The sequence below is a fragment of the Enterococcus viikkiensis genome (assembly GCF_005405345.1).
GTDB lineage: Bacteria > Bacillota > Bacilli > Lactobacillales > Enterococcaceae > Enterococcus_A > Enterococcus_A viikkiensis.
The window spans coordinates 112,998-139,148 of sequence record NZ_BJDW01000006.1; the positions used below are offsets into that span (position 1 = coordinate 112,998).

A 26,151-nucleotide genomic window follows, 5' to 3' on the forward strand; every position below is an offset into this window, starting at 1 on the left:
GCCTTACGCCTAGCCTTTTCCCAAAATTTTATTAATTAAGCGTTTTGTTGTTTTTCAACGTATTCAACTAAATCTTTAACTGTTTTGATGCCGTCTTCTGTTTCGATCTTCACGTCAAATTCGTCTTCGATTTCGTTGATGATTTGGAATAAATCTAAGCTATCTGCTTCTAAGTCTTCTTGGATGTTCGTTTCCAATTTTACTTCGTCTTTCTCTACTCCTAGTTCTTCCACGATGATGTCTTGAATTTTTTCGAATGTCATAAGTTGTTTCCTCCGATAATTTTTAAGTTTTAGTTTTATATTTTTAACAAACTTACAGCTGGATCAATAGGTTGCCCCATGCCAATCCGCCGCCGTAGCCTGTCAATACCACTTTTTGATTGCTGTTTAAACTTAGAGTCCCTGCTTCAACGAGCTCATCCAATAGAATCGGAATGCTCGCCGCTGAAGTGTTCCCGTAGTTCATTAAATTCATCGGGAATTTTTCAATCGGTTCTTTCGTTTTGCGAGCGATTTTCTCAATGATTCGTTTATTGGCTTGATGCAGTAGATAGTAATCTACAGAATCTTCGCCGATAAATTCTTTCAAGCTTTTAGTCACATCATTTAAGGCAAAATTCCAAATTCCGCGGCCATCCATGACTAAAGCTGTACTAATTTCAGGACTTTCATGAAAAACATTATTGTTCAGACGAAAACCAGCAGTCAACGCATTCGCTCGTTCCCCATCCGCTCGCAACATTTGCTTTATAATAGAAGCTTCTTTACTGGCTTCCAATAAAACACCTGCGGCTCCGTCACCGAAAAGAACGGCTGAAGACCGATCCTGCCAGTCTAAAAGCTTCGATGTTTTCTCGCCACCAATCACGATTCCTCGCTGCATCCCACCACGCATGAAATTCTCCGCAGTCGCTAACGCATAAACAAAGCCCGCACAAGCTGCAGATACATCAAAGGCCATCGCATTTTTCGCACCCAATTGACCTTGCACCTGGCAAGCAACAGAAGGTGAGGTATAATCCGGTGACATTGTAGCCACGATAATAAAGTCTAAGCTCAACGGATCAATTTCCGTTTTGGCAATCAGTTTTTCCGCCACTTTGAAACACAAGTCCGAAGTATTTTCAGCCTCTGCTATATGTCGCTGTCTGATCCCCGTGCGTGATTGAATCCATTCGTCTGAGGTATCCATCCATTTAGCTAAGTCGTCATTCGTGACCATTTTTTCAGGTAGATAACGGGCTGTCGCGCGAATTTTTCCGAAGCTCATCATTTTATCTCCTCTAAATAACTAAATAGATTAACTAAAGCTTTTAAGAATACTTCCTGCTCATCCGTGTCCAGATCCTTGATGGCACGTTTCACCATCTCATGATGAAAATGCTGATGAACCCGAAATACGAGTCTGCCCTTTTTAGTTAAGCCCAACTTCACTACCCGGCGATCATCTTCACTACGGATTCGTTCGACGTATCCTTTTTTTACTAAACGATTGATCGAGGTTGTAAGTGTACCAACTGTCACCAGTAATTCTCTAGCGACTTCGGTTGTCGTTTTCTTCTTATACATCCCGATAGCGTCGATGGTGTGCATCTCAGTAATCGTCAAATCGCTAAATTGCGATTTCTTTAGTTCGTTTTCTTCAATCGACAAAACGTCGTTGAAAATTGAAACTAAATAGGTATTCAGTTCTTCCCAGTTTCTTTCCATGTCATCACCTAATTAGTTTGATTATCAAATCATTTGATGTTCAAACTATATCTTATTTTTTTTCTGAATGCAACAAGATTTTTTTAATTAATTAAAAATTAATGATTTAAACAAACGATCAATTAATAGTCGTCTATTCTAATACTTTGGCAATCAAAGTATATTGTTGGATAGTTTGGCTTTATTGAGTGATTATTCCCACCTTTAAAAAAAAAGAAAAGTCAGCTGTCGGAACACAGCTGACTTTTCTTTTTTTAAAATTAGACATTCCGATGCATCGGAATACTATTATTATTTGGACGAACCAGTAAATACTGAATAACATCAATATTGCTGGCTTGGAATGAAGCGGCGCAGGCTTGTAAATACAAATCCCACATTCGATAAAAGGCTTCATCTTTTTGTTCCATCACTTGTGCAGCGACTTGGTGGAAATTTTGTGTCCAATGTTCCAACGTCAATTGATAATCACGGCGCAAACTTTCTAGATCGATCAATTGCAAATTATTTTCAGTAATATGTCCAACGAGTTCTGTCACGCCAGGAATATAGCCACCAGGGAAAATGTATTGGTTGATCCATGCATTTGTTGCGCCACCTTGTTGGCGGCTAATTCCGTGAATCAGTGCGGTTCCATTTGGTGCTAAATGATTTTCCACCACTTTAAAATATTCTTGCAGATTTTCCCCACCGACATGCTCGAACATCCCAACACTAGTGATATGGTCAAATTCTCCATTCACATCACGATAGTCCCTCAATTCAACTGAGACGCTATCTTCTAACTGCTCTTCTTTGATAATTTTTTGGATATGCTGGTACTGTTCTTCACTTAAAGTAATCCCTTTAGCTTTTACTTTGTATTCCTTCGCAGCAGTAAAAATCAATGTTCCCCAGCCGCACCCAATGTCTAATAATGTTTCGCCAGGCTGGATGAATAATTTATCCAAAATGTGATGTACTTTATTGATCTGTGCTTGCTCTAAGCTATCCTCTGGTGTTTCAAAATAAGCACAAGAATAGGTTAGCGTTTTATCCAACCATAGCTCATAAAAATCATTACCTAAATCATAGTGGCTATGAATATCGTGAGCGGACTGTTTTTTTGTATGCTTTTCTTTTGGCAACCATTTTTTAAAATTCGCATTATGGAAAAAGCCGTTTGACTGATTGTAAACATCGTAAATCAACGCTTGCAGATTTCCTTCAATTTCGATCTTCTTCTCCATATATGCTTCACCTAATGCTAAGGATGCATTATTGATTAATTCCTTTACTGGAATCTTCTCATTAAAAATAATTTTAAAAACGATTTCTCCTTCAGAATTCCCGTATTCTTTTACCGAACCATCCCAAAAAGTAACTTCTGTTTTCTGAGAAAAAGACGGCTTAAATAGTTGATTATAAACTTCTTTATCTAACATAACATTGCCTCCCATAGGATATTTTCTGACTAAAGAAGGATATTTTCAAAAGATATGGCCTTGGTTTCGACAAAAAAAGGAATTCCTCATGGATTTATAATTAAAAACAAGATTAAAACGTTTACAAAAAAGCAAACAACAAAAAAACGGGTTTCCCCGTTTTATTGAATCAAGTCATAAATTTCCATAGCAACGATATCAATGTTATCGAATTGATAAGATTGTTTACTGTCGCTTTCGGTTAATTCGAATGTTTCTGTCGTATTATCATAAGTTACAGTACATTTCTCTACGCCTTCTTTTTCAAAACGACGTAATTGTACTTCATTATCAGTTGATTCAGTCATAGCTTCTAAGCGTTTAATAATGGCAACTAATTGTGAATGTTTCATCTAGATGCCCCCCTTCTTCTCAATTCTGTCTTATTGTATCAAATCCAATCGTATCTTGCATTGATTTTCATCAATTAATTTATGAATTTTTCACTAAATCTAACTTAAGATTACGACCACCATAGTTTGATCAAGGCTTGAGTCCCATCATTTTCAAATCCTTCATCTGCTAAACGTTCATAAAGCTCCGTCGCTAGTTTTGTTGCAGGCAGATCTAACTGCATTTTTTCCGCTTCATCCAAAGCAATTTTTAAGTCTTTGATAAAATGTTTAACGAAGAAACCCGCGCTGTAATCTTCTTTTAAGATTCGCGGTGCATAATTCGTCATTGACCAGTTCTGGGCTGCACCGCCGCCTAATGTAGCTAGAACTTTCTCCATATCCAAATTCGCAGCTTTCGCGTAGACCAGCATTTCAGTCATTCCAGTCATAGTTCCAGCGATCATAATTTGATTGGCCATTTTCGTATGTTGTCCCGCTCCAGCTGCCCCTTGCAACGAATAACTTTTACCCATAACCTTAAATAGCGGTACAACCTGATCGTAGGTCGCTTGATCGCCACCAACCATGATTGTCAAAGTGGCATTTTGCGCACCGAGATCACCACCCGATACCGGTGCATCTAATGCTACCGCTCCACGTTCTTTGGCTGTCTCATAAATCTTCCCAGCTAAAGTCGGTGTCGAGGTGGTTAAATCAACAAAAATTTTATTGTTGCTATCAACTGAAAAAATGCCTTTTTCGCCATAATAAATTTCTTCTACATCGCTCGGATAGCCCACCATTGAAAAAACAATCTCACTAACTGCAGTAACTTCTCCAGGAGTATCCTGCCAAACCGCACCTTGTTTCACTAATTCATCCGTTTTGCTTTTCGTCCGATTATAAACGGCCACTTCATGTCCTGCTGCTAAAAAATGTTTCACGATGGATTTTCCCATCACGCCTGTTCCGATAAATCCTATATTCATTTCTCTAACCTCCACATAAAAGAATAAATCCATCTCTAGTATACATCAAGAGATGGATTTCGCCTTTACTTATCCTCGCTATTTTTTAATGAAGCAATCCGTACCCGCATTTTCCGAACCGTTCGTTTCGGTAAGCGCTCTTCATCATGATTTTCTCCATAGTAATGGATTAATTCTTGATAGAAGTTAAAAATTTCAGACCCAAAACGTTCAGCAGAAATCTCAATTAGTTTTTCCGCCTGAATAGCCGGGTCCATTTTGATCTGCTGTTGCATATAATGAATCAATGCATCACTAAAATCTTCATCCTGCTCAAAGGTAGCACCTAATGTTTCATGATTGATTAATTGGTTCAAATAGTCATTGCCCTCTACCACACATTGAGTGCCAGAAGCAATCGCTTCAGCATAGGTCAATCCTTGTGTCTCAGACGTCGAGGCACTAACAAAATAATCTGCCGCATGGTAATAACAAGCGACATCCTCATGGGGGACTTCGCCAGTAAATTGAACATATTTTTGAATCCCTAATTGTTCCACTAATTCTTCTAACTCATCTCGATAGGGTCCTTTACCGACAATTACTAGCCGGGCGTTGGGAAAACTCATAAGAACTTCCGGGAATTGTTGAACAATGACGTGAATATTTTTTTCATAAGAGATTCGACTCAGTGATAATATCATCAATTCCCCATTTTGAATGCCTAATTTTTCACGTAAGGCTTCGGTTTCGATAGAAGTAATATCTGGCCGGATAAAGCGGTCAACTTCGATACCGGTCGGGATAATTTTCATAGGCACATCCACGTCATAGCGTTTTAACGTATCCACCACTCGTTGGCTAGGACAAACAACCCCTGTAGAATGATTGACGAACATTTTAATAAAGTGTTTCACATGAGTAGGCCGAACGACTTTCCCATTAGCGATGTAATGCAAATAATCTTCATACATGGTGTGGTACGTATGAACGACCGGAATATGCAAACGATTCGCAACCATTTTTCCTAAAAATCCAGCACCAAATTCGGTATGGGTATGAATAATTTCTAACTCTAATTCTTTAGCGATTTGGTAAGCGAACCAAATTCCTCTTACCACGATTCTACGATCCGTAAAAGAGATAAAGGGAACACTCGGCATCCGTACAATATCTTTTTCAAAATCCTCTGCTTCAGGATCAGTCGTGGTAAAAATATAAACCTCATGTCCTTGGCTTTCTAACTGTTCTTTTAACGTTTTAATTGAAGTAGCTACCCCACTGACTTGGGGAAAATAAGTGTCTGTAAAAAAACCGATCCGCACGTTAAAACCTCCAAACTATTTTGTTACCTTTGAATATATTTGATGATCATAAGGTAATTGCAAGACGGCCTGATAGACCGCCTTCAATTCTTGCCCAATTTCCGTGATACTTTTAGCTTGAGCGGTCTTAAAACCGGCTAACGTTAAATTAGGTAGCCGATGATTGACTAACTGACGAATCAGCTCTTCGAATTCCTGATTGGTATTGCCCATATAACAATTCTGTTGATCCTGCATCCATCCTTGATAGACTGGAATATTTCTCAATAAGACTTGCTGCTGGCTGGCCAACGCCTCGAGAACCACGATTCCTTCCGTTTCTTCATAAGAAGGAAAGAAAAAGAGATCTGCACCAGAGTACGCTCCCTCAATCAAATCGCCATTGATATAGCCAGGGAACAACACATTGGCAGGATGATTCTTATTTACGATGAGTCGGATATTCGCTGGAATCGAAAACATCGGCACAGCACCAAACCAAATGAATGTATATTCAGGCATTTTTTTTGCGATCTCAACGAAGTCAATGATTCCTTTACGTTCAAAAAATAGACCGACACAGATGACGACCTTTTGTGTCTCACTTAAGTGAAAATGCTTACGAAAAGCAGCCTCTTTGTATTCATCAGGGTAATATTTTTTTAAGTCAATCCCATTTGAAATGGCTGCGATAGGCTGTTTCAAGCCATAATTACGTAATAATTTTTTTGAATACGGTGTCGGCGTGATCAAGTGATCCGCCATTCCATACAAGCCCACAAGCCATTTTTTTACTAACGGAGCAAGTTGGTTAGAACCGACAAATGAGTTTCGAAAATCCTCTTCAGTTGAATGTGCATGATAAATCACTTTTTTACCCATTTTTTTGGCTTTTCGTGCTAAATGATAGCTTTTTAACCCATACGTATTAATGTGTAAGATATCATAATCAGTCGCACTAGGATCTAGCGTGTATTCGATCCCAGCAGATGCCAATGCTCTTTTTTGATGACTGAGTGCTCGACCAATCCCGGATTTTCCGATGACATTCTGACCTTCAAAGTAAAGTAAAATCTTCATAAACTGCCCCCCTCAAAAACAAATCAATTATATCATAAGGCTTCCTGCTTTATCTCAACCTGTGGTCTGATTTTAAGGAATTCAAAGAAACAAATAATTACTGAATAAAAAAGAAGCTGTAAAAGGAATAAGTCCCTTTACAGCTCCTTTAAACAAAATCTATTTTACGTATTCTTCAACTACTGCTTGAACTTCTTCCATTGTATCGCATTCTTTTAATGCTTTGTCAGCTAATTCAGCCATCTTAGTTGTTGTTAGACGTTTCATCAAGCTACGCGTTCTAAGAATAGAAGTCGCACTCATTGAGAACTCGTCTAAGCCCATACCCATTAATAATGGAACAGCAGTTTGATCGCCAGCCATTTCGCCACACATGCCAGCCCATTTGCCTTCAGCGTGCGCTGCGTCAATCACGTTTTTAATCAAACGTAAAATTGAAGGGTTGTATGGTTGGTAAAGGTATGAAACGCGTTCGTTCATACGGTCAGCCGCCATTGTATATTGAATCAAATCATTGGTTCCAACGCTGAAGAAGTCAACTTCTTTTGCGAATTTGTCAGCTAAAACAGCTGCTGCAGGAATTTCGATCATGATTCCGACTTGAATCGTGTCAGAAACTTTCACGCCTTCTTTAACCAATTTTTCTTTTTCTTCTTCGTACATTTTCTTCGCTGCACGGAATTCTTTTAATGTAGCAACCATCGGGAACATGATTCGCAAGTTTCCATGAACAGAGGCACGTAACAAAGCACGTAACTGCGTGCGGAACATGTCATCGCCCAATTCAGATAAACTAATACGTAATGCACGGTAACCCAAGAATGGATTCATTTCGTGAGGTAAAGTCAAGTAAGGTAATTCTTTGTCTCCGCCGATATCCATTGTCCGAACGACGACTGGTTTGTCACCCATACCCTCTAAAACAGCTTTATAAGCTTCAAACTGATCGTCTTCTGTAGGAAAATCAGGAGAGTCCATGTATAAGAACTCAGTCCGGTACAAACCGATCGCTTCAGCACCATTGTTATGAACGCCTTCAAGATCTTTTGGTGTACCGATATTTGCTGCTAATTCAAAATGTTTGCCGTCAGCAGTCACTGTTTCAGCATTTTTAAGTTTTTCCCACTCTGCTTTTTGAGCAGCGTAAGCTTCGCCGGCTTTTTTGTATTCAGCTGCTTGATCATCAGTTGGGTTAACGATTGTTTCCCCAATGATTCCGTTCACCGCTAAAACATCGCCTTCTTTAACTTTAGAAGTGATTTCTTTGGTTCCTACGATTGCAGGAATTTCTAATGAACGAGCCATGATCGCTGAATGCGATGTACGTCCGCCAATATCAGTAACGAAGGCTTTTACAAAGTTTTTATCTAATTGCGCAGTATCACTTGGAGTAAGGTCATGCGCGACAACGATAACTTCTTCGTCAATCATTGATGGATCAGGTAAAGTAACACCCAAAAGGTGCGCCAATACACGCTTTGTAACGTCGCGGATATCCGCTGCACGTTCTTGCATATAAGCGTTGTCATCCATCGCCTCGAACATGCCGATATACATATCAGTAACTTCTTTAAGTGAGCTTTCAGCGTTCACTTTGTTGTCTTGGATATGTTGTTTAATTTGACCAATCATTTCTGGGTCTGAAAGAACCATTAAATGAGCATCAAAAACTTGTGCTTCTTCTTCACCTAAGCTTTTCGCTGCTTTATCCCGAATTTTTTCTAATTCAGCAGAAGAAGCCGCCAAAGCGTCGTCTAAACGCTTTTCTTCGGCAGCAGTGTCTTCTACAGTATTTTGTTTGAAAGATAAATCCGGTTGTACTAGCAGATAAGCTTTTGCAACGGCTACGCCATCACTTGCGGCAATACCTTTTAGTAATTCAACCATTATTCAGATAATCCTTCCTTTTTCATTGTTTCTTCGATAGCTTCCATTGCTTCTTTTTCGTCAGCACCTTCAGCAGAGATAACAACGTCAGAACCTTGGCCAACACCTAGAGACATTACGCCCATAATTGATTTAAGGTTAACTGATTTCCCTTTATACTCTAAATTGATATCAGAGTTAAATTTGCTTGCAGCTTGCACTAATAAAGTTGCAGGACGTGCATGAATCCCTGTTTCTGCTACTACGTGAAAATCTTTTTTTTCCATATTGACCGTTCTCCTTTATAAAAAAAATGTTTTTTTATGTTAGGGCTTTAATGATAACAAAGACAATTTTGGGCCCTTCATTTCCTTAGATTACCATTTTTTTGCACTTGATACAACAATTTTAATCGATTTATTCAAGCTGAATGTATGCCCTTTCTTAAAATATCTTAGCTAGTTCTTCTACCTATTGATTTTCTTTGTTTTCATTTTTATTCCATAACACGGAGGTGTCACAAAAACCCTCTAGGCAACGTTTTAGCACTCTCGTTGTTTGATTGCTAATTTCTGAGACAAACTGTTTGCTTTTATTTTAAATCACGCTATAATAAATTCATGGTCAGTGATAGTCAAACTATTGACCAGCGTATCTTTTTACGAGATTCGCTTACTCGATGTACAATAGAAACAACAAGTATAGAAAGGGTGAAAAAGATGCTTTGCCAAAATTGTCACGAAAATGAAGCAACGATTCATTTATACGCAAATGTTAATGGACAGCGAAAGCAATTAGATTATTGCCAAAGTTGCTATCAAAAATTGAAGAATCAAGCTGGAGGTGCGCCACAAATGGCAGGAAATGATCCTTTTGGTTTTGGAAGTTTAGACGATTTGTTCCGCTCAATGTCGCAACAAATGCAACAACGACAAGGCGCTGCAGATCAAACACCACCGACTCAATTTGGTGGTGGAAATGGAATGAACAATCAACCCCCTCGCGGAAATGGCGGCGGTGGTTTACTTGATGAGTATGGCATTAATATCACCGGTCAAGCACGTGAAGGAAATATTGATCCCGTAGTCGGACGAGATGATGAGATTCAACGAGTGATTGAAATTTTAAATCGCCGGACAAAAAACAATCCCGTTTTAATCGGCGAACCTGGTGTTGGTAAAACAGCCGTAGTTGAAGGTTTAGCTCAAAAAATCGTCAACGGTGATGTACCACAGAAATTAATGGACAAAGAAGTCATTCGTTTAGATGTCGCTTCGCTCGTTCAAGGGACCGGAATTCGCGGACAATTTGAAGAACGGATGCAAAAACTAATCGATGAAATTCGCCAAGCGGAAAACATTATTCTTTTCATTGACGAAGTGCATGAAATTGTCGGCGCTGGTGCTGCCGGTGATGGCAACATGGATGCTGGAAATATTCTAAAGCCAGCGTTAGCTCGAGGCGAATTACAAATGGTTGGCGCTACGACTTTAAATGAGTACCGGATCATTGAAAAAGACGCCGCTTTAGAACGTCGGATGCAACCTGTTCGTGTCGAAGAACCTTCTGTTCAAGAAACAATCGAGATTTTGAAAGGCTTGCAACCTCGCTATGAAGATTATCATCATGTAAAATATACTGAGGATGCCATCAAAGCAGCGGCTGAACTTTCAAATCGTTACATCCAAGATCGCTTCTTACCCGACAAAGCCATCGACTTATTAGATGAAACAGGTTCGAAGAAGAATTTAACGATCCAAATCGTCGATCCAAAAACGATCGAAAAGAAATTAGCTGAAGCAGAACAACAAAAGTCTCAAGCTTCTAAAGAAGAAGATTTTGAAAAAGCTGCTTACTACCGTGATCAAATTAATAAATTACAAACAATGAAAGATCGCCAATTAACCGATGAAGAAACACCGGTCATCACTGAAAAAGATATGGAACAAATCGTTGAAAAACGGACAGGTATTCCAGTTGGCGAATTAAAAGAAAAAGAACAAACACAATTGAAGAATCTATCTGAAGATTTGAAACATCACGTCATCGGACAAGATGAAGCAGTTGAAAAGGTCGCGAAAGCCATTCGCCGTAATCGAGTTGGTTTAAATAAGAAAAATCGTCCAATCGGTTCGTTCCTATTCGTGGGACCTACGGGTGTTGGTAAAACAGAATTAGCCCGTCAGTTAGCCGAAGAATTATTTGGCTCAAGTGATTCAATGATTCGTTTTGACATGAGTGAATATATGGAAAAACACAGCGTCTCTAAATTGATTGGTTCACCTCCAGGCTATGTTGGCTATGAAGAAGCCGGTCAATTAACTGAGCAAGTCCGTCGTCATCCATACAGCTTGATTTTGTTAGACGAAATCGAAAAAGCCCATCCGGATGTGCTGCATATGTTCTTGCAAATCCTTGACGATGGCCGCTTGACCGATTCTCAAGGTCGGACAGTCAGCTTTAAGGACACAATCATTATTATGACAAGTAATGCTGGAACTGGTAAAATCGAAGCCAATGTTGGTTTTGGTGCTGCTCGTGACGGCGTAACCCGTTCGGTCTTAGGTCAACTAAAAGATTTCTTTGCACCAGAATTCTTGAACCGTTTCGATGCAATTGTCGAGTTCAGTTCATTGTCGAAAGAAAACTTGATGAAGATCGTATCATTGATGTTAGACGATGTGAATGAAATGTTAGCTTCACAAAAAATTACCATCGATGTACCAGACAATGTCAAAGCAAAATTGGTTGACTTAGGCTACGATCCAGCAATGGGAGCTCGCCCACTTCGTCGGACGATCCAAGAAACAATTGAGGACGGCGTTGCCGAATTCTATCTTGATCATCCAACCATTACTGAATTAAAAGCGAAACTGGATAAAGAAGATCATATCGTCATTACATCAAAGCCTGAACGATTGGCTAAAGAAGATAAATAACTGTTAAAAAGGATTCCCGCAAAACGCGGGAATCCCTTTTCTCTCTGTAAATTTTTTTAATTTATTCATCTATTTCGAGCAATTTCCTTCTTTTTTTTTAATAATTTTTATATAATTATCTTATAACGTATTCTGTTGGAAGAAGGTGTTTCGCGATGAAACTTATCAATGTTACAAATAGTCATTCTCGAATGGTCTATAATCAATTGGAGAATACCGATGCAAATATGATTAAAGTCTACACGATTGGTAACACAACCGTGATCTATACAGATGCCTATAAACATGCTGAGATAGTTCTCAAAAATAAGAATCGAAACATATTACCCACCGAAGTTGAATTTGTACATAAATACTTTAAGCGTAAATTAAACGACGGTACCTATGATTTTGAAAACATTTCGTACTTAGAATCACCAGGATTAATTGAGATGTCGATAAAAAAGAGTTGAAGCTAAAATTAGCTTCAACTCTTTTTGTTTACTTTACTAGCGATTCGCGGCAGTTGGAAGATACCCACTAAAGCAAGTACTTCAATCCATTGAATAACTGGTACCCCACCTCCAGTGTAAATCATCATAAATAAATCGCGTCTCTCTGGCGCCCATGAACAAAACCATGAAACGCCAATCAAAAAAATGACATAAGATAAACTTAGACCAATTATTAATAGTAACAGGCCTCTAAAAGTACTAGAGTTAGATTTAGAAAAAAAACTGCCAAACAAACTTAAAAAAATTCCTACACAAAAAATAATCAACCACAGAGGTACTGTTTTTTGATAGATCTTAATAATCGTATTAGCAATTTTAGCAGTTTTTGTTAATTCGATTGGTTTTGGATTAGGCTGATTAATATCTCTCCAATTATTAGCAAAGGAATGATTTAATATTTTTTCAGCCATTTGGACATCTTCTTGTGGTCCTAGTGTAGCATCAGAACCTTGCTGATAGCTTTTGTAAAACACCGTATAGTCAATACCCGATCTCATAAATTCAGCAACAAGTGGTAGGTCTTTTTTACGCTTACCATCGCCGGTAGCGGTCAAATAGATTTCCTTTTTCTTCGTAAGTTGCTTTTTCTTGTACGCGGTTGTTAACTCGGTATTGACTTTTTGCCAAAACGCCTCGGTCTTTCTTCCATCCTTATAATATCCTGATTGTGCCGCAGCATCTCTCAATGCCCAAAAAATGATATCACCTGCAATATCCTCTCCGCCGCTCCAAGGACTTCCTTGATAAATCCAATCGATATTTTTACTGATTGCTTTTAATGTTGGCGATACTGACTCGGCTTTTTCAATAGCTTTGCGAGAAACCCAGATCTTGCTATTTTTTTCATTTAAATCCGTACCATCATCCATTCTGATTAATTGCTTGGAAACTTTACCAAAAGCACCGCCGGTTCGATCATTGGCTATTGCGATTCCGTAATGTATTTCGTTCATATTTTTTAAAACTGCCGTAGTCGTACCCAGCAAAACAAAAGGCAGGATACACAGAAACAACTTCGTTAGCTGAGACTTGTGAATCATAATTGATTTCTCTGAAAAAACCAGCGTTGTCAATTTAAAGTGTAGCTTATTTTCAAAGATTACTGACCCCGCAATAATTAACAGTCCCACAATCATTAAAGGTAATAACCAAAGTGAATCTTCCCGAATATACCAATAAAAAGGAAAAACCAGCGATAAACCGACACTCCAAAGAGCAAATGAGTTTAGTTTTGCTGTCCTTCTAAAATATAGCCCCACCAAACAACCAATCAATAGCAATACTGCCGGCACAACCAAGGTATTGCGATAAATACGTGTACTGTATTCACCCGTAAAAGTGACCGGTGAAAATAGAAAGAAGCTATAAATAAAGGTTAGAAGCCAACGATTTCTGATCAAAGGCAGCAAAGCCCTTGTCGAAACAGCACTTGCTAGGATATTGAACAAGCCTAACAACACACCATAGCTTAAGTGAAGCTTATTCCCTAACGCCATAAAAAGAGAATACGAAATCCCTTTTGACAAAGTTTTCGTAGAATAATCCCCTAACCAATGTCCTTGTAAAATGGAGTTGCTATAACGAATAAATAATTGATCATCATAGCCAGCAAATAAATTAACGTAGTAGGCAGCTTTAACACATAAAACTAATCGAAGCACGGTCAACCCGAGCAATCCTAGAATCAAAAGATATTTACTTGGCTGCTTTAAAATTTTTTGTCTAAATTTTTTACCGCGAACCATTACTTGTTGCATGTATCTATCTCCTTTTGACTACATCAAGCTCTTCAATTCTACATCTGGATACTTATCCGCAAACCAACGCATCGCAAATTGATTTTCGAATAAAAATAGTGGTTGATCGAAGCGGTCCTTCGCTAAAATATTCCGACTAGAACTCATGCGTTCATCTAATTGTTCTGGATCAATCCAGCGAGCGATTTTATTTCCCATTGGCGTCATGACAACTTCAGCGTTGTATTCGTTCAGCATTCGATATTGAAAGACTTCAAACTGCAATTGACCCACTGCACCGATAATATATTCATCCGTCAAATAGGTCTTGTATAATTGGATTGCGCCTTCTTGAACGAGTTGATAAATTCCTTTATGGAAGGATTTTTGCTTCATCACATTTTTAGCGGTGACCTTCATAAATAATTCCGGTGTAAATGAAGGCAATTCTTCATAGGCAACCTTTAATTTTCCTTCATATATCGTATCACCGATCTGGTAGTTCCCGGTATCATAGACCCCGATAATATCTCCTGCCACGGCTTCTTCTACATTTTCTCTGGCATCCGCCATAAATTGCGTGACATTACTCAATTTCATTTTCTTCGCTGTCCGGCCTAAAAAGACATCCATCCCCCGCTCAAAAGTTCCTGAGCAAACACGGACAAAAGCGATCCGATCACGATGATTTGGATTCATATTAGCTTGGATCTTAAAGACAAAGCCGGAAAATTCTTCTTCGTAAGGTGAAACAGCTTCACCCTCTTCAGTTTTATGGGCATGTGGTTTTGGGGCTAAGTCTACAAAAGATTCTAAAAAGGTTTCAACCCCAAAATTCGTTAAAGCTGAGCCGAAGAAGACAGGGGTTTGATCGCCACGGCCAATTTTTTCAAGATCAAATTGATCGCCTGCTTCTCGAACGAGCTCAACTTCACCTAAAACATCTTCATAAATCGACTTTTCTTTTAACGGATGGGCTCCAGCGATTTCGCCATCAGTCAGCTTAACAAAGCGTTCGCCTTCGTATTGTTCTGGGCGATAAAATTCGATCCGTTCATTGTAGATATCATATAAACCTTCCAACCCTTTTCCCATGCCGATCGGCCAATTCATTGGATAGGATTCGATGTCTAATAATTCTTCCAGCTCTTCCAATAATTCCAAAGGTTCACGACCATCACGGTCTAATTTATTAATGAAGGTAAAAATCGGAATGCCACGACGTTTAACGACTTGGAAAAGTTTTTTCGTTTGGGCCTCAATCCCTTTGGCGCTATCAATTACCATGACGGCACTATCGACGGCCATTAAAGTACGATAGGTATCTTCTGAAAAATCTTCGTGTCCCGGGGTATCCAAAATATTGACTCGTTTGCCGTCAAAATCAAACTGCATCACCGAACTGGTCACTGAGATCCCACGTTGCTTTTCAATATCCATCCAATCGGATTTCGCAAAGTTCCCGGTTTTTTTACCTTTAACGGTTCCGGCTTGACGGATCGCGCCGCCGAATAATAATAATTGTTCAGTAATCGTCGTTTTACCAGCATCCGGGTGGGAAATAATGGCAAACGTGCGACGACTGTCCACTTGTTGTTTTAAATTAGGATTGTTCATATTATTGCTCCATTCATCTAGCTAGTTTCTTTAAAATTTCAACCCAATCAGTATAGCATGGATTTTACTTGCTTGAAAAGTTGAATCGTTTTTTGTTGTGATCTATAAGAAAGGCTTTCGCGAACTCCCTCAGCTTTTTACCAGTTTTTCTTCTTGCTTGATTGAGATTAGCAAAATGGTATGCGTAACGACAATCTGAATCATTTTTTGTGTTTTTGGAAAAATGATTCCCTAATTAGGAATCCGCTGAGCAATCAGAACAAACTTTTGATAAATGACTCAGAAACACAAAGTTTTAACTTTGATGTTGAACAGTTCCTACTTGGTGCCGCTCAAATTTCGAAATCATTTGGCTTATTGCCGATAAAGCTAGTTCGTGAAGCCAGACATGGATATACCTGCTGTAAAGCGATTTATTCATTTGAAATTTTATACTTTCCTTCAAGAGTTTACAAAAAGAAAACACTCTGCTACGCAGAATGTTTTCTTTGTCCTTGTTAGCGTCTTGGTTCGTCGTCATCGAAGTCTTTCGTAAATAAACGACGTTCCTCTTCAGGCTCGGCATTTTCATGCTCTTCAGGATGGAAAATCGCTCGCAAGGTCAAGACGCGAGAGCCTTCCATTTCTTCTGAGATCAAAGTTAAATCATCCACATCAAAGGACAACTTCTCACCTTCGTCAGGAATCGTTCCTAAGGCGGTGATCAAGTAGCCCGCCATCGTGTCGACATCACTCATATGCAAGTTTAGCCCAAATTCTTCGTTAAACTCGTCAATCAGCATTTTGCCGTTAATTAAGTATTCGTTGTCGCCAACTTTTTCATACAGTTTTTCGACTTCATCAGATTCGTCGTCGATTTCGCCAACGATCTCTTCCAATAAATCTTCAAGGGTTACTAACCCTACCATACCGCCATACTCGTCTAAGAGGATCGACATTTGGTTTTGAGTTTTCTTTAATTCATAAAGTAGATCGTCAATGAAGATCGTTTCTGGTACAAATAACGGTTCTTGCAAAATTTTTTGCAATTGTACGTTTTCAAAGCCGAATTGACGCGCTGATTTTAACAAGGTCTTCGTGTGTAAAATTCCGACTACCTTATCTTTATCCTCATCGTAAACGGGAATTCTTGAATAACTTTCATTCAAGATCTCATCGATGTTTTCCAATACAGGATCATTGATATCGATCATAAACGAATCTGTCCGTGGAACCATCACTTCGCGAGCAACTTTGGTGTCTAGTGAGAAAACGCCTTGAAGCATTTCGATTTCGTCATTATCCAATACGCCTTCTGTCTCTAACATATATCGCATTTCATCACGAGTCATTTTCGTGTCTTCATCATCAAAAGTCATTGGCGTGATTTTCGCCAAAAGATTGGTTGAAGCCGTCAGTAACCAAACAAATGGTTTTGTAATTATTCCTAGCATGCGCACAACACCGGAAGTAAACTGAGCAACTTCCTCTGTTTTAGTCATGGCAATCCGCTTGGGGTACAATTCTCCAAATACAATCGAAACATAGGTCAATAATATCATGACGATTACAGTAGCTAGAGTCTTGGCTACCGCACTACCGCCTAAAACTGGTGCCAAACGAGCAGACAATCCATCTGCCAAAGATGCCCCTGACAAGATATTTACTAAAGTAATCCCAACTTGGATCGTTGATAAAAAATTATTTGGATCATGGATAATCTGCAATAATTTCTTCGACTTGGGATTTCCCTCATCCGCTTTTTGTTCTACCCGGTTTTTATTGACCGACACCACCGCGATTTCAGCCGCAGCTAGAAATCCGTTGATTAACGTTAATACGACTAATAAACTTAGTTGTAAAATTAACGACTGACTATCGGGGTCAGCATTCATAATTGCATTCGCTCCTTAATTTAAAGTGTAAAAAAAGTGGCACAAAGGCCACAATAAAATCGTATCACATCGATTGTTTTTATGCAATCTTTATCAAGCGTGACCGATCCTTAACTTAAAAATTCCTGTTCCCGTTCTTCTTGTTTCGTTTGTCTAAAGATTTTTGCGATAAAGACGATGATCGTCCGTAAAATCGCATATACCGGCACGCCTAGAAAGACACCTAGAATGCCCGCCAAATTTCCAGCAACTAACAAGATCAAAATAATCGTCAAAGGATGAATATTTAAAGACTTGCCAATGACATTAGGATAAATCACGTTGCCGTCGATCTGTTGAACAATGATAACCACTATCACACATAATAATGCTTTATAAGGTGAATCAAAGAAGGTATAGATCAAAGCTGGCGCTAATCCAAGATAAGGACCTAAATAAGGAATCAAGTTCGTTAAACCGGCAATCACACCGAATAAAAAGGCATAATCAACACCAATTAATAAGTATCCTAAAAAAGTAAAGGTTCCAACGAATAAGCACTCGATTGCTTGGCCACTAATGTAATCGGATAAGGTCTTATTCAACTGCTTCAATAAGCCTTTGATGTTTTCCCGCTGCTTTTCAGGGAACACTTTCTCAACATTCGGTACTAGTTTCTCACCGTCTTTCAGCATGTAAAAAAGAATAAACGGAACCGTGATCAATAGTAAAACGACTGTCGTGATTTTCCCAATCAAAGAGCCTAAACTATTGGTTAGCCCGCCTAGAAATTGTTGCAGCAGATTTCCCGCTGATACATCAAAATTACTAATATACTTATCGACATCCAATTCTTTAAAAAGTGGAAACCGAGTGGCGTTATTTGCCGCTTCCTGCAGCCACGTTTGCATATTGTTGACAAAACCGGGGATATTCTTCGCCAAAGAAACCAACTGATCAACTAAATTTGGAATAACACTCATAAAAACTAATACAATGATAGCAATCAATAAAATGAAGATCAGCGCGATCGCCGGTAGCCGCTTCACACCTAATTTCATTAATAAATTAACCAGCGGATTCAATAAATAATACAAAAAGCCGGCAATCAAGATCGGCGCAAATAGCGTCGTAAAAAATGTTCCGATCGGTTGAAAAATAAAATCGATTTTTGATGAGACCAAAATAAAGGTGGCGATAATCAAAATCTCCACAGACCAAAACATTAATTTTGAATTTCTAATTTTCTCAAACATCCATCTACTCCTTTTTTTAGATTTGGTTTATAGTATACATCATGTGGAGAAAAATCCCCTTGAGGAAGGTGTCATTATGAAAATTTTAATTACTAAGGATACGATGAGCGAGATTTATTTAGATGCTGTTCGGATTCGCCAAAAAGTCTTCGTCCAGGAACAAGGCGTACCGGCCAATTTAGAAATTGATGGCAACGAAGCCTATTCGGTCCATTTTGTCCTTTATACGGATGAAGAAAAACCAGCAGCTACCGTTCGTTTGTTGCCGCTTGACGAGCAAACATTCAAGTTACAACGGATGGCTGTGCTAAAAGACTTTCGTGGGAAAAATTATGGCCGAGAAATCATCGCCGAAGCCGAAGCCTTTGCGCAGCAACAACATTTCAAAGTCATTGAACTTGGCGCACAATTGACCGCTCAGGACTTTTATCAAAAATTGGGCTATGTTCCTTATGGTGAAGTCTTTCAAGATGCTGGGATTGATCATGTGCATATGAAAAAGGAAGTATAAATAGGAACTATAAAAAACTGCTGACTCTCATCAGCAGTTTCTTTCTACTTCCGCGACAATTGCTTGTAGCGATCATACCAAATATCAATATAGCCTTGGGAAAAAGGCCCCTTTTCATTGTTGATCCAGTCCACTAAGATCTTGACGTTTTCTTTTAGAACATAATCAATTTCTTTAGAATAATGCATCTGTTGGCTATGCGCTTCATATTCATCAACGTCGAGCAATCGTTTTTCCCCATCAGGAAAAACCTTGACATCTAAATCGTAGTCAATGTACTTTAACGCTTCGTCATCTAATACATAGGGTGAAGCCAGATTACAATAATAAGAAACTCCCTTCTCTCGTATCATCGCTATTATGTTGAACCAGTATTTTTGATGAAAATAAACAATCGCTGGTTCGCGAGTGACCCATCTTCTGCCGTCTGATTCTGTGACCAGAGTGTGGTCATTCAGGCCGATCAGTGAACACTCACTTGTTTTTAATACCATGGTATCCCGCCACGTTCGATGCAAACTGCCGTCGTGTTTGTAACTTTTGATGGTCACAAACTCTCCTTCTTTTGGAACTCCCATAGCTACCCTTCCCTCAGCGGAAAACTCCGCATTTGTTTGGGTGTTATCACACCGACATCAGAATTATTATAGCAATAAAATCTAAGATTGCCTACTAATCTTTGTCGTCGTTGCGATTATTTTCAAAAACTTCCAACATTTTTTGTTGGGGCTTTGGAAAAACATACTTAGGAAAATCATTTGGCTTTACCCAAGTGCCTTGTAAAGTCAATGGTGTGCTGCTGCGTCCATAAAAAACGAGGATATGCCAGCGCAGATGACTAAAGACATGTTTGACTTCACCAATGATTTTTTTCTGCCAAATAACTGCTTGCCCTGAGAAAAATTCCGGACTGTCTTCAGCCACTTGCGAGCTAGAAAATAAATCCCAAGCTTCGGGAGCATATTGACTTTGCAATTCTTTAAAGCGAGTTTCCGATAATTCTTCTAATGGAAACAACCACAGATTGGCTAACAAGCCTGACTCTGGCCGCTGCTGTAAAAGAAATTCCTGCTGGTTATTTTCAATAATACCAGCGACGTAATACACATCTTTAGGCTTTTGTTTTTTCGATTTGATGGGAAAATCGGTTTGGCGATTTTCCTTGTAGGCTTGACAATAGTTTTGGATTGGACAGCTTTCACATTGGGGGCTCTTAGGAATACAAATACTTGACCCTAGATCCATCATGGCTTGATTGAAATCGCCCGGTTCAGTCGGGCTGATGATTGTTCGCATCGCCTCATCGAAAACACCACGGCTGCTGGCTTTGGCAATATCTTCTTCAATACAAAATAAGCGGCTGACCACTCGCATGACATTACCGTCAATTGCCGGCTCAGGAATCTCAAAAGCAATACTGCTGATTGCCCCTGCCGTATAGGGTCCGATCCCTTTTAACGAACGAATTGCTTCGACTGTTGTTGGAAAATCACCGTCAAACTCTTCCATGATTTGCTTCGCCGCTACCTGTAAATTACGCGCCCTAGAATAGTAGCCTAGACCTTCCCAAACTTTCAACAATTTATCCTCTGGTGCTACTGCCAACGCTTCGATTGTCGGAAATTCTTCCATAAAGCGATAAAAATAATCAATCACCGTATCGACTCTAGTCTGTTGCAGCATAATCTCCGAAATCCAAATCCGGTAAGGATCATGATTATAGCGCCATGGCAGATTCCGTTTTTCCTGTTGATACCACGCCAAGAAGTCAGCTTGTAATTCAGCAATCTCTTTCGTTGTCCAATTTTCCCAGCCCTTACTCATCAGCTTTCTCTTTTCCACGAATAAACGTGTCGATTTGATCTAATTGGAAGCCTTTTTGATATAAGCTTTGTTTGACCTTTTGGCGCCGTTTGGCGGGTTCAAAGCGTTGATTCTTGCGCCATAATTTCTCCCCTTGCACTTCAAGAGCGTCATTTTCCTGTTCTTCCACCTCGGAAAAATCCAGTTCAGCCAAAACATTTTTACTCATATCACTGTTGAAGCCTTTGGTCATTAACAACTGTTGGACTTTTTGGCGAACTTCTCGTTGACTATGGTGATGAAATTTTTTCAAGGACTTTTTGGCCGTGTGAAGCGCCACCTGAAATTGTTCATCAGTTTCATACAAATACAAAGCTTGCTGAATATCATTTTCCTTCAGGCCCTTTTGCTTTAATTTTTGTTGTAAGACTCGTGGCCCTTTATCGCCAAGCCGCATTTGGGTACGAATATAACTCTCCCCGTAGACCAGATCATCGACTAGCTTGACTTCCTTCAAGCGAGTGACGATTTTATTGCGGTCATCATTTTCAATTTCATTATCCTTTAAATACGTTCGGATTTCTTTTTCCGTTCGTAGTTGATAGCTCAAATAGTTTAGTGCCATTTGATAGCCCATATCTTCTTTACCTTCTCGCTTAATCTCAGCCAGAAGTTTCTCATCTAATTCTTGACCTTTCAGTAATCGATGGCGAACCACAGTATCTTCCGATAAACGCAGCGTTTCGCCGTTAGAAAATTCTACTTTATAAAAAGGGCCACGCCCTTGGCTGATTTTTACTACCGTCATCATGCTGACTCCCCCTCGCAAAAATTAATTCTATCATAGAAACCCAACCAATCACTAAAAATATGCTAAAATAATGCCAGCCAAATGGATTGAATCCATTTGAAAACATAAAAAAAATTGCGCTTGATAAAAACGATTCATTAGCTTGTCCAATTATCACTAGCAACTTGTATAAATAGAAAGGAGCTGCCTCATGGCTGTTCAATTAAAACCGAACCAAACATTGACCTTAAAAATCAAACGCCTTGGCATTAACGGTGAAGGCATCGCTTATTACAAACGGCTGATTATTTTTGTAACCGGCGCCTTACCAAACGAAACGGTGGTCGCCCGGATCACTAAAGCGACCCCAAGATTTGCGGAAGCCTCCTTAGTAAAGATCACCAAAAAAAGTCCTGATCGTGTCACACCTCCGTGTCCAGTTTACGAAGAATGCGGTGGCTGCCAATTGCAACATTTAGCTTACTCCAAGCAGTTAGACTTTAAAAAAGACTTATTGCGTCAGGCACTGGAAAAATTCAAGCCAGCCGGTTATCAAGCTTTCCAATTACGTGACACTTTAGGAATGGACGATCCGTGGCACTATCGGAACAAGGCTCAGTTTCAATTACGCCAAAATAAGAAGACTAAGCAAGTTGAAGCTGGTCTTTATCAAGCGGAATCCCATCAGCTAGTTCCAATTAAAGATTGTCTCGTACAAGAACCGACGACTCAAAAAGTCATCAATACCGTCGTAAAACTTTTGACAAAATATGATTTGCCAATTTACGACGAACGCACGAACTCAGGAATTCTCCGGACATTGATGGTGCGGATCGGTATCGAGACTGGCGAAGTCCAGCTAGTCCTGATTACCAAAACCAAAAAATTGCCGCAAGCAAACGCCTTGATCCGCGAGATCACCAATCGGTTGCCAGAGATCGTTTCGATCATGCAAAATGTGCAAGACAAAAAAACGTCTGTCATCATGGGAGATGAGACGCTCCATCTTTGGGGCAAAGAAGTCATTAATGAAAAAATCAACGAAGTGAGTTTTGAGCTTTCGCCTCGTGCCTTCTTCCAATTGAACCCGCAACAGACAAAGGTGCTTTATCAAGAAGCAATCGATGCTTTAGATTTGGCGACGCCTAAAACAATTGTCGATGCTTATTGCGGTGTTGGAACGATTGGGCTTTCATTAGCCAAACAAGCGAAAGAAGTTCGGGGCATGGATATCATTCCCCAAGCGATCGATGATGCTAAGAAGAATGCGGAAGCAATGAACCTGACAAACACTCATTATGAAGTTGGAACCGCTGAAAGTTTGTTACCAAAATGGTTAAAGGAAGGATTTGCGCCAGATGCCATCGTCGTAGATCCGCCTCGGACCGGTTTAGACAATCAGTTGTTAAAAGCGATCCAAGAATCGCCGAGTCCCCAGATGGTCTACATTTCCTGTAATGTTTCTACTCTGGCACGTGACCTCGTCAGCCTCGCAAATATTTATCAGGTAGACTATTTACAATCGGTTGATATGTTCCCACAAACCGCCCGTTGCGAAGTCGTCGTGAAATTAACTAGAAAATAAGCAAAAGGAGCTGAGATTAAATTATCTTAGCTCCTTTTGCTTATTTTAATAATTTACAGCTGGTTGACCATAAGGATCACTTTGTTGACCTGCGTTTGGATCGGTAGCACCACCATAACCTTGATTTGGATCAGTATAACCTTGATCGTACTGCGTTTGATCGCCGTTTTGAGTAGTATCACTACCTTGTTGGTAGCCATTACCACTTGTATCATAATTGTTCGGATTGTCATAGCCAGGAGCAAATTGGCTCGTATCTTCGCTAGCTTTGCCATCTGAATCGTCGTAAAACAAGCTGTTGGCATCTTCCTGGTTTAGATTTGGCAACGTGCTGGCTGTTGGTTTGTCCAATTGTTTTTTCAAGGTATTTTGAATATCTAACAATTCATTCGTACCTAAAATTTGATAATAGATTTCATCGATCATTTGACTCTTACCAACCAATTGTTTCTGTTTGATCGTATCAAAGGCTGGTAGATAGTTTGTACCGATATCCATCATATCATCCCATGATAAATCCGTTCGCATATTTTTTTCGACGGCTTTTAGGATCTTCTTGTAATTTCCTACGCCGTTGATTGACATAGCCTTACGTAAAATTTTGGTTACAACCTCACGTTGGCGACGTTGACGTCCAACGTCTCCTTCAGGATCTTCGTAACGCATCCGGGCGTAGGCCAAGCCTTTTTCCCCATCAAGCTTCTGCTTTCCTTTTGCCACATGAATACCATCTAAAGTGAAATCAATCTTATTATTTACTTCGATCCCACCAACGGCATCGATCAAATCCTTCAAACCTCGCATATTGATTGAGACGTAATGGTCTAACGGAATATCTAACAGCGTTTCAATCGTGTCCATCGACATTTTGACACCGCCAAAGGCATAGGCGTGATTCAACTTGTCATTGGTACCATAACCAACGATCTTCGTTAAAATGTCGCGGTCAAGACTGACGATTGTGGATTTTTTCTGTTTAGGATTGATCGTCACTACCATCATACTATCTGAACGGCCCTGATCTGAACGACCTAGGTCGCCCGTGTCAATCCCCGCAAGCAATATGGAAAATGGTTCTGCGTTATCGATATTCGGTTTTTCTCCGCTCTCACGCTTCAGACTGGTTCGTTTAACAGTTTGACGAATGCTATCAACCATTTTACTCGCATCATTTGTTACTTGGACAGCATAATAGGTAATGCCCCCTACAAATAAATTTAAGAGGACTAATAATCCAACAATCACTTTTTTCCAACGACTCATCGCGCACCTCAATCAACATTTTTTACGGTTTATTTTCTCATAGAACGACTTTTGGTTCAACCAACACCAAAAAAAATAATTTTATATAACAGAAATTTAAAAAAGCAATAACTAAAATTCTACTCTATGAAACCGATTTATACCATAAAATTATGAAGATTCCTAGAATTTACAAGCTATCCTTTCTTAATTATCGTCGAAAGTATTTTTTCAATATAGAATTTAAACTTTTATTAAAAATGAATAGCTTGATTACCATCCTTATTAATACAATGAGCAAAACAAAAAAAGATGCTCGAAAGCATCTTTATAATCAACTATTTAGCCGCTGCCAAATTTTTATTCGCTTGATCCCAGTTAACAACATCCCAAAAAGCGGCGATGTAATCTGGACGAACATTTTTATATTTCAAGTAATAGGCATGTTCCCAAACATCCAAACCAATAATCGGTGTTTTGCCATCTGTTAATGGACTATCTTGGTTGGCAGTCGAAGTGATTTCTAGTTTGCCATTATTGATTACTAGCCAAGCCCAGCCAGAACCAAAACGACCGGTTGCAGCTGTTTTGAATTCTTCTTTCATTTTTTCAAAACCGCCGAACGCTTCATCAATGGCTGCTTTGATCTCACCTGTTGGTTCACCGCCAGCGTTTGGCGCCATAATTTTCCAGAAGAAGCTGTGGTTTGCGTGACCGCCCCCGTTATTACGGACAGCTGTCCGAATATCTTCAGGAACTTCACTTAAATTCGTTACTAGTTCTTCTACTGTTTGTTCTGCCAATTCTGGATATTTTTCAATCGCAGCGTTTAAGTTAGTCACATACGTGTTGTGGTGTTTATCATGATGCAAGTGCATCGTTTCAACATCGATATAAGGCTCTAAAGCGTCGTATCCATAAGGTAAATCTGGTAAAGTATAAGCCATTGTTCAATTCCTCCTTAAAATATCTTACATTTTAACTGTATCAAACAACGCAACTATCTTCAAAACATATGCTTAGCGTGGTGAAGAATTCGTTTTCTCCTCCTCGATAACCTCTACCTTCTTGAAAATAAATACCTTACTGAAAATATAATTGGCTACTACGACGACTACTTGAGTGATGAGCTTAGCGACTAGATTCCCTGTGTGTAGCATGTCGATGAATAAATACATACAAGCCATATCCATGCCAAAAGAAAGAATCCGGGCAAATAAAAATTTGCTAAATTCCCAAGTTAACGCTTTAAAGCCCGCTGTCTTTGATTGAAAGACCCACAGCTTATTTGTTACAAAAGCAAATAGAACCGAGCAAATCCAGGAAATAGCATTAGAGATTGGCCAATTAAAATGAAAAATTTGATACGCCAATGCAAAAGTAACGATGTTTACAACCGTTGCTAACCCGCCAAAAAACAAATAGACAAAGACTTCCCATAATCTTTTTGCTTCAAGATAATTTTTAAATTGATGATAGCTTTTCATAATTACTCACTTTCCTATTCGTCTCTTCTTAAAGTAAGATAGCGGAGCTAGAAAAAATAGTCAATTCTTTCTTTGAATCTTTTTACATTTTTACGGATCAGCTTGTTATT

24 protein-coding genes are annotated in these 26,151 nt (G+C 39.3%); 4 read left to right on the forward strand and 20 right to left on the reverse strand.

Translation table 11 applies throughout. The features are described from left to right. Window positions 1-35: 35 nt before the first annotated feature. From FFM67_RS05020 to FFM67_RS05065, 10 genes are all read right to left on the reverse strand, one after another. Window positions 36-263, reverse strand: a complete 228-nt coding sequence (locus tag FFM67_RS05020; protein WP_071860953.1) for an acyl carrier protein — start codon at window positions 261-263, stop codon at window positions 36-38. Window positions 264-315: 52 nt separating this feature from the next. After that, entirely contained in the window at window positions 316-1,275 is a 960-nt protein-coding gene (locus tag FFM67_RS05025; RefSeq protein WP_137613498.1) for a beta-ketoacyl-ACP synthase III, read from the reverse strand. Continuing rightward, complete coding sequence (gene fabT, locus FFM67_RS05030) at window positions 1,272-1,712, reverse strand: fatty acid biosynthesis transcriptional regulator FabT (RefSeq protein ID WP_137613499.1); 441 nt, start codon at window positions 1,710-1,712, stop codon at window positions 1,272-1,274. Before fabT ends, FFM67_RS05025 begins: the two co-directional genes overlap by 4 nt. A 260-nt stretch (window positions 1,713-1,972) precedes the next feature. Beyond that, on the reverse strand, window positions 1,973-3,136 hold the full coding sequence (locus tag FFM67_RS05035; protein WP_137613500.1) for an SAM-dependent methyltransferase: 1,164 nt from the start codon (window positions 3,134-3,136) through the stop codon (window positions 1,973-1,975). Between the two features lie 161 nt (window positions 3,137-3,297). Then, entirely contained in the window at window positions 3,298-3,528 is a 231-nt protein-coding gene (locus FFM67_RS05040) for a YkuJ family protein (protein WP_010740403.1), read from the reverse strand. 110 nt (window positions 3,529-3,638) lie between these two features. Beyond that, a complete protein-coding gene (locus tag FFM67_RS05045) occupies window positions 3,639-4,532 on the reverse strand; it encodes an NAD(P)-dependent oxidoreductase (RefSeq protein ID WP_137613501.1) in 894 nt (297 codons plus the stop codon). A 32-nt stretch (window positions 4,533-4,564) separates the two neighbouring features. After that, window positions 4,565-5,803: a glycosyltransferase family 4 protein gene (locus tag FFM67_RS05050; RefSeq protein ID WP_137613502.1), complete on the reverse strand. Its 1,239-nt coding sequence runs from the start codon at window positions 5,801-5,803 to the stop codon at window positions 4,565-4,567. Between the two features lie 15 nt (window positions 5,804-5,818). Next, window positions 5,819-6,862 (reverse strand): LTA glycolipid anchor biosynthesis glycosyltransferase, IagA/BgsA family, encoded by a 1,044-nt coding sequence (locus FFM67_RS05055; protein ID WP_137613503.1) that lies wholly within the window; start codon window positions 6,860-6,862, stop codon window positions 5,819-5,821. A gap of 159 nt (window positions 6,863-7,021) precedes the next feature. Beyond that, window positions 7,022-8,749, reverse strand: coding sequence for a phosphoenolpyruvate--protein phosphotransferase (gene ptsP, locus FFM67_RS05060; RefSeq protein WP_137613504.1), 1,728 nt, complete (start codon window positions 8,747-8,749; stop codon window positions 7,022-7,024). Beyond that, window positions 8,749-9,015, reverse strand: a complete 267-nt coding sequence (locus FFM67_RS05065; RefSeq protein ID WP_067623808.1) for a phosphocarrier protein HPr — start codon at window positions 9,013-9,015, stop codon at window positions 8,749-8,751. The genes ptsP and FFM67_RS05065 overlap by 1 nt, the downstream gene beginning before the upstream one ends. 432 nt (window positions 9,016-9,447) lie before the next feature. On the opposite strand from FFM67_RS05065, the gene FFM67_RS05070 reads away from it, so the two are divergent. Then, window positions 9,448-11,667: an ATP-dependent Clp protease ATP-binding subunit gene (locus FFM67_RS05070; protein ID WP_137613505.1), complete on the forward strand. Its 2,220-nt coding sequence runs from the start codon at window positions 9,448-9,450 to the stop codon at window positions 11,665-11,667. A 155-nt stretch (window positions 11,668-11,822) separates the two neighbouring features. Then, on the forward strand, window positions 11,823-12,119 hold the full coding sequence (locus FFM67_RS05075; protein ID WP_071860944.1) for a DUF1827 family protein: 297 nt from the start codon (window positions 11,823-11,825) through the stop codon (window positions 12,117-12,119). 14 nt (window positions 12,120-12,133) lie between these two features. Here FFM67_RS05075 and FFM67_RS05080 read toward each other — a convergent pair whose 3' ends face one another. The 4 genes from FFM67_RS05080 to FFM67_RS05095 form a co-directional block, all read right to left on the reverse strand. Beyond that, window positions 12,134-13,918, reverse strand: a complete 1,785-nt coding sequence (locus FFM67_RS05080; protein WP_137613506.1) for a hypothetical protein — start codon at window positions 13,916-13,918, stop codon at window positions 12,134-12,136. 18 nt (window positions 13,919-13,936) lie between these two features. Then, complete coding sequence (locus FFM67_RS05085; protein ID WP_137613507.1) at window positions 13,937-15,514, reverse strand: peptide chain release factor 3; 1,578 nt, start codon at window positions 15,512-15,514, stop codon at window positions 13,937-13,939. Between the two features lie 497 nt (window positions 15,515-16,011). Continuing rightward, entirely contained in the window at window positions 16,012-17,388 is a 1,377-nt protein-coding gene (locus FFM67_RS05090) for a hemolysin family protein (protein ID WP_071860942.1), read from the reverse strand. Window positions 17,389-17,498: 110 nt separating this feature from the next. Continuing rightward, a complete protein-coding gene (locus FFM67_RS05095; RefSeq protein ID WP_071860941.1) occupies window positions 17,499-18,623 on the reverse strand; it encodes an AI-2E family transporter in 1,125 nt (374 codons plus the stop codon). Between the two features lie 76 nt (window positions 18,624-18,699). On the opposite strand from FFM67_RS05095, the gene FFM67_RS05100 reads away from it, so the two are divergent. Continuing rightward, complete coding sequence (locus FFM67_RS05100; RefSeq protein WP_137613508.1) at window positions 18,700-19,134, forward strand: GNAT family N-acetyltransferase; 435 nt, start codon at window positions 18,700-18,702, stop codon at window positions 19,132-19,134. A gap of 44 nt (window positions 19,135-19,178) precedes the next feature. Here FFM67_RS05100 and ntdP read toward each other — a convergent pair whose 3' ends face one another. The 3 genes from ntdP to recX form a co-directional block, all read right to left on the reverse strand. Continuing rightward, entirely contained in the window at window positions 19,179-19,712 is a 534-nt protein-coding gene (gene ntdP, locus FFM67_RS05105) for a nucleoside tri-diphosphate phosphatase (RefSeq protein WP_071860939.1), read from the reverse strand. Between the two features lie 94 nt (window positions 19,713-19,806). Further along, on the reverse strand, window positions 19,807-20,958 hold the full coding sequence (mutY, locus tag FFM67_RS05110) for an A/G-specific adenine glycosylase (protein WP_137613509.1): 1,152 nt from the start codon (window positions 20,956-20,958) through the stop codon (window positions 19,807-19,809). Next, window positions 20,951-21,748 carry a recombination regulator RecX gene (gene recX, locus FFM67_RS05115; protein WP_137613510.1) on the reverse strand — a complete coding sequence of 266 codons (798 nt, stop codon included), beginning with the start codon at window positions 21,746-21,748 and terminating at the stop codon, window positions 20,951-20,953. Before recX ends, mutY begins: the two co-directional genes overlap by 8 nt. A 190-nt stretch (window positions 21,749-21,938) precedes the next feature. Here recX and rlmD point away from each other — a divergent pair, with 190 nt between their 5' ends. Next, window positions 21,939-23,312: a 23S rRNA (uracil(1939)-C(5))-methyltransferase RlmD gene (gene rlmD / locus FFM67_RS05120; protein WP_137613511.1), complete on the forward strand. Its 1,374-nt coding sequence runs from the start codon at window positions 21,939-21,941 to the stop codon at window positions 23,310-23,312. 45 nt (window positions 23,313-23,357) lie between these two features. On the opposite strand, the gene FFM67_RS05125 is transcribed toward rlmD, so the two are convergent. The 3 genes from FFM67_RS05125 to FFM67_RS05135 form a co-directional block, all read right to left on the reverse strand. Further along, on the reverse strand, window positions 23,358-24,575 hold the full coding sequence (locus tag FFM67_RS05125) for an LCP family glycopolymer transferase (protein WP_137613512.1): 1,218 nt from the start codon (window positions 24,573-24,575) through the stop codon (window positions 23,358-23,360). Window positions 24,576-24,892: 317 nt separating this feature from the next. Next, window positions 24,893-25,501 carry a superoxide dismutase gene (locus FFM67_RS05130; protein WP_071860934.1) on the reverse strand — a complete coding sequence of 203 codons (609 nt, stop codon included), beginning with the start codon at window positions 25,499-25,501 and terminating at the stop codon, window positions 24,893-24,895. 72 nt (window positions 25,502-25,573) lie between these two features. After that, the gene (locus FFM67_RS05135) at window positions 25,574-26,041 is read right to left on the reverse strand and encodes a GtrA family protein (RefSeq protein WP_137613513.1); all 468 of its coding nucleotides are present in this window, start codon (window positions 26,039-26,041) and stop codon (window positions 25,574-25,576) included. Window positions 26,042-26,151 lie beyond the last annotated feature (110 nt).

Excerpts from the sequence above, each read along its gene's own strand:
- FFM67_RS05020 (WP_071860953.1), bottom strand. The coding sequence starts at position 263 with ATGACATTCGAAAAAATTCAAGACATCATCGTGGAAGAACTAGGAGTA.
- FFM67_RS05025 (WP_137613498.1), bottom strand. The coding sequence starts at position 1,275 with ATGATGAGCTTCGGAAAAATTCGCGCGACAGCCCGTTATCTACCTGAA.
- fabT (WP_137613499.1), bottom strand. The coding sequence starts at position 1,712 with ATGGAAAGAAACTGGGAAGAACTGAATACCTATTTAGTTTCAATTTTC.
- FFM67_RS05035 (WP_137613500.1), bottom strand. The coding sequence starts at position 3,136 with ATGTTAGATAAAGAAGTTTATAATCAACTATTTAAGCCGTCTTTTTCT.
- FFM67_RS05040 (WP_010740403.1), bottom strand. The coding sequence starts at position 3,528 with ATGAAACATTCACAATTAGTTGCCATTATTAAACGCTTAGAAGCTATG.
- FFM67_RS05045 (WP_137613501.1), bottom strand. The coding sequence starts at position 4,532 with ATGGATTTATTCTTTTATGTGGAGGTTAGAGAAATGAATATAGGATTT.
- FFM67_RS05055 (WP_137613503.1), bottom strand. The coding sequence starts at position 6,862 with ATGAAGATTTTACTTTACTTTGAAGGTCAGAATGTCATCGGAAAATCC.
- ptsP (WP_137613504.1), bottom strand. The coding sequence starts at position 8,749 with ATGGTTGAATTACTAAAAGGTATTGCCGCAAGTGATGGCGTAGCCGTT.
- FFM67_RS05065 (WP_067623808.1), bottom strand. The coding sequence starts at position 9,015 with ATGGAAAAAAAAGATTTTCACGTAGTAGCAGAAACAGGGATTCATGCA.
- FFM67_RS05070 (WP_137613505.1), top strand. The coding sequence starts at position 9,448 with ATGCTTTGCCAAAATTGTCACGAAAATGAAGCAACGATTCATTTATAC.
- FFM67_RS05075 (WP_071860944.1), top strand. The coding sequence starts at position 11,823 with ATGAAACTTATCAATGTTACAAATAGTCATTCTCGAATGGTCTATAAT.
- FFM67_RS05080 (WP_137613506.1), bottom strand. The coding sequence starts at position 13,918 with ATGCAACAAGTAATGGTTCGCGGTAAAAAATTTAGACAAAAAATTTTA.
- FFM67_RS05085 (WP_137613507.1), bottom strand. The coding sequence starts at position 15,514 with ATGAACAATCCTAATTTAAAACAACAAGTGGACAGTCGTCGCACGTTT.
- FFM67_RS05090 (WP_071860942.1), bottom strand. The coding sequence starts at position 17,388 with ATGAATGCTGACCCCGATAGTCAGTCGTTAATTTTACAACTAAGTTTA.
- FFM67_RS05095 (WP_071860941.1), bottom strand. The coding sequence starts at position 18,623 with ATGTTTGAGAAAATTAGAAATTCAAAATTAATGTTTTGGTCTGTGGAG.
- FFM67_RS05100 (WP_137613508.1), top strand. The coding sequence starts at position 18,700 with ATGAAAATTTTAATTACTAAGGATACGATGAGCGAGATTTATTTAGAT.
- ntdP (WP_071860939.1), bottom strand. The coding sequence starts at position 19,712 with ATGGGAGTTCCAAAAGAAGGAGAGTTTGTGACCATCAAAAGTTACAAA.
- mutY (WP_137613509.1), bottom strand. The coding sequence starts at position 20,958 with ATGAGTAAGGGCTGGGAAAATTGGACAACGAAAGAGATTGCTGAATTA.
- recX (WP_137613510.1), bottom strand. The coding sequence starts at position 21,748 with ATGATGACGGTAGTAAAAATCAGCCAAGGGCGTGGCCCTTTTTATAAA.
- rlmD (WP_137613511.1), top strand. The coding sequence starts at position 21,939 with ATGGCTGTTCAATTAAAACCGAACCAAACATTGACCTTAAAAATCAAA.
- FFM67_RS05125 (WP_137613512.1), bottom strand. The coding sequence starts at position 24,575 with ATGAGTCGTTGGAAAAAAGTGATTGTTGGATTATTAGTCCTCTTAAAT.
- FFM67_RS05130 (WP_071860934.1), bottom strand. The coding sequence starts at position 25,501 with ATGGCTTATACTTTACCAGATTTACCTTATGGATACGACGCTTTAGAG.
- FFM67_RS05135 (WP_137613513.1), bottom strand. The coding sequence starts at position 26,041 with ATGAAAAGCTATCATCAATTTAAAAATTATCTTGAAGCAAAAAGATTA.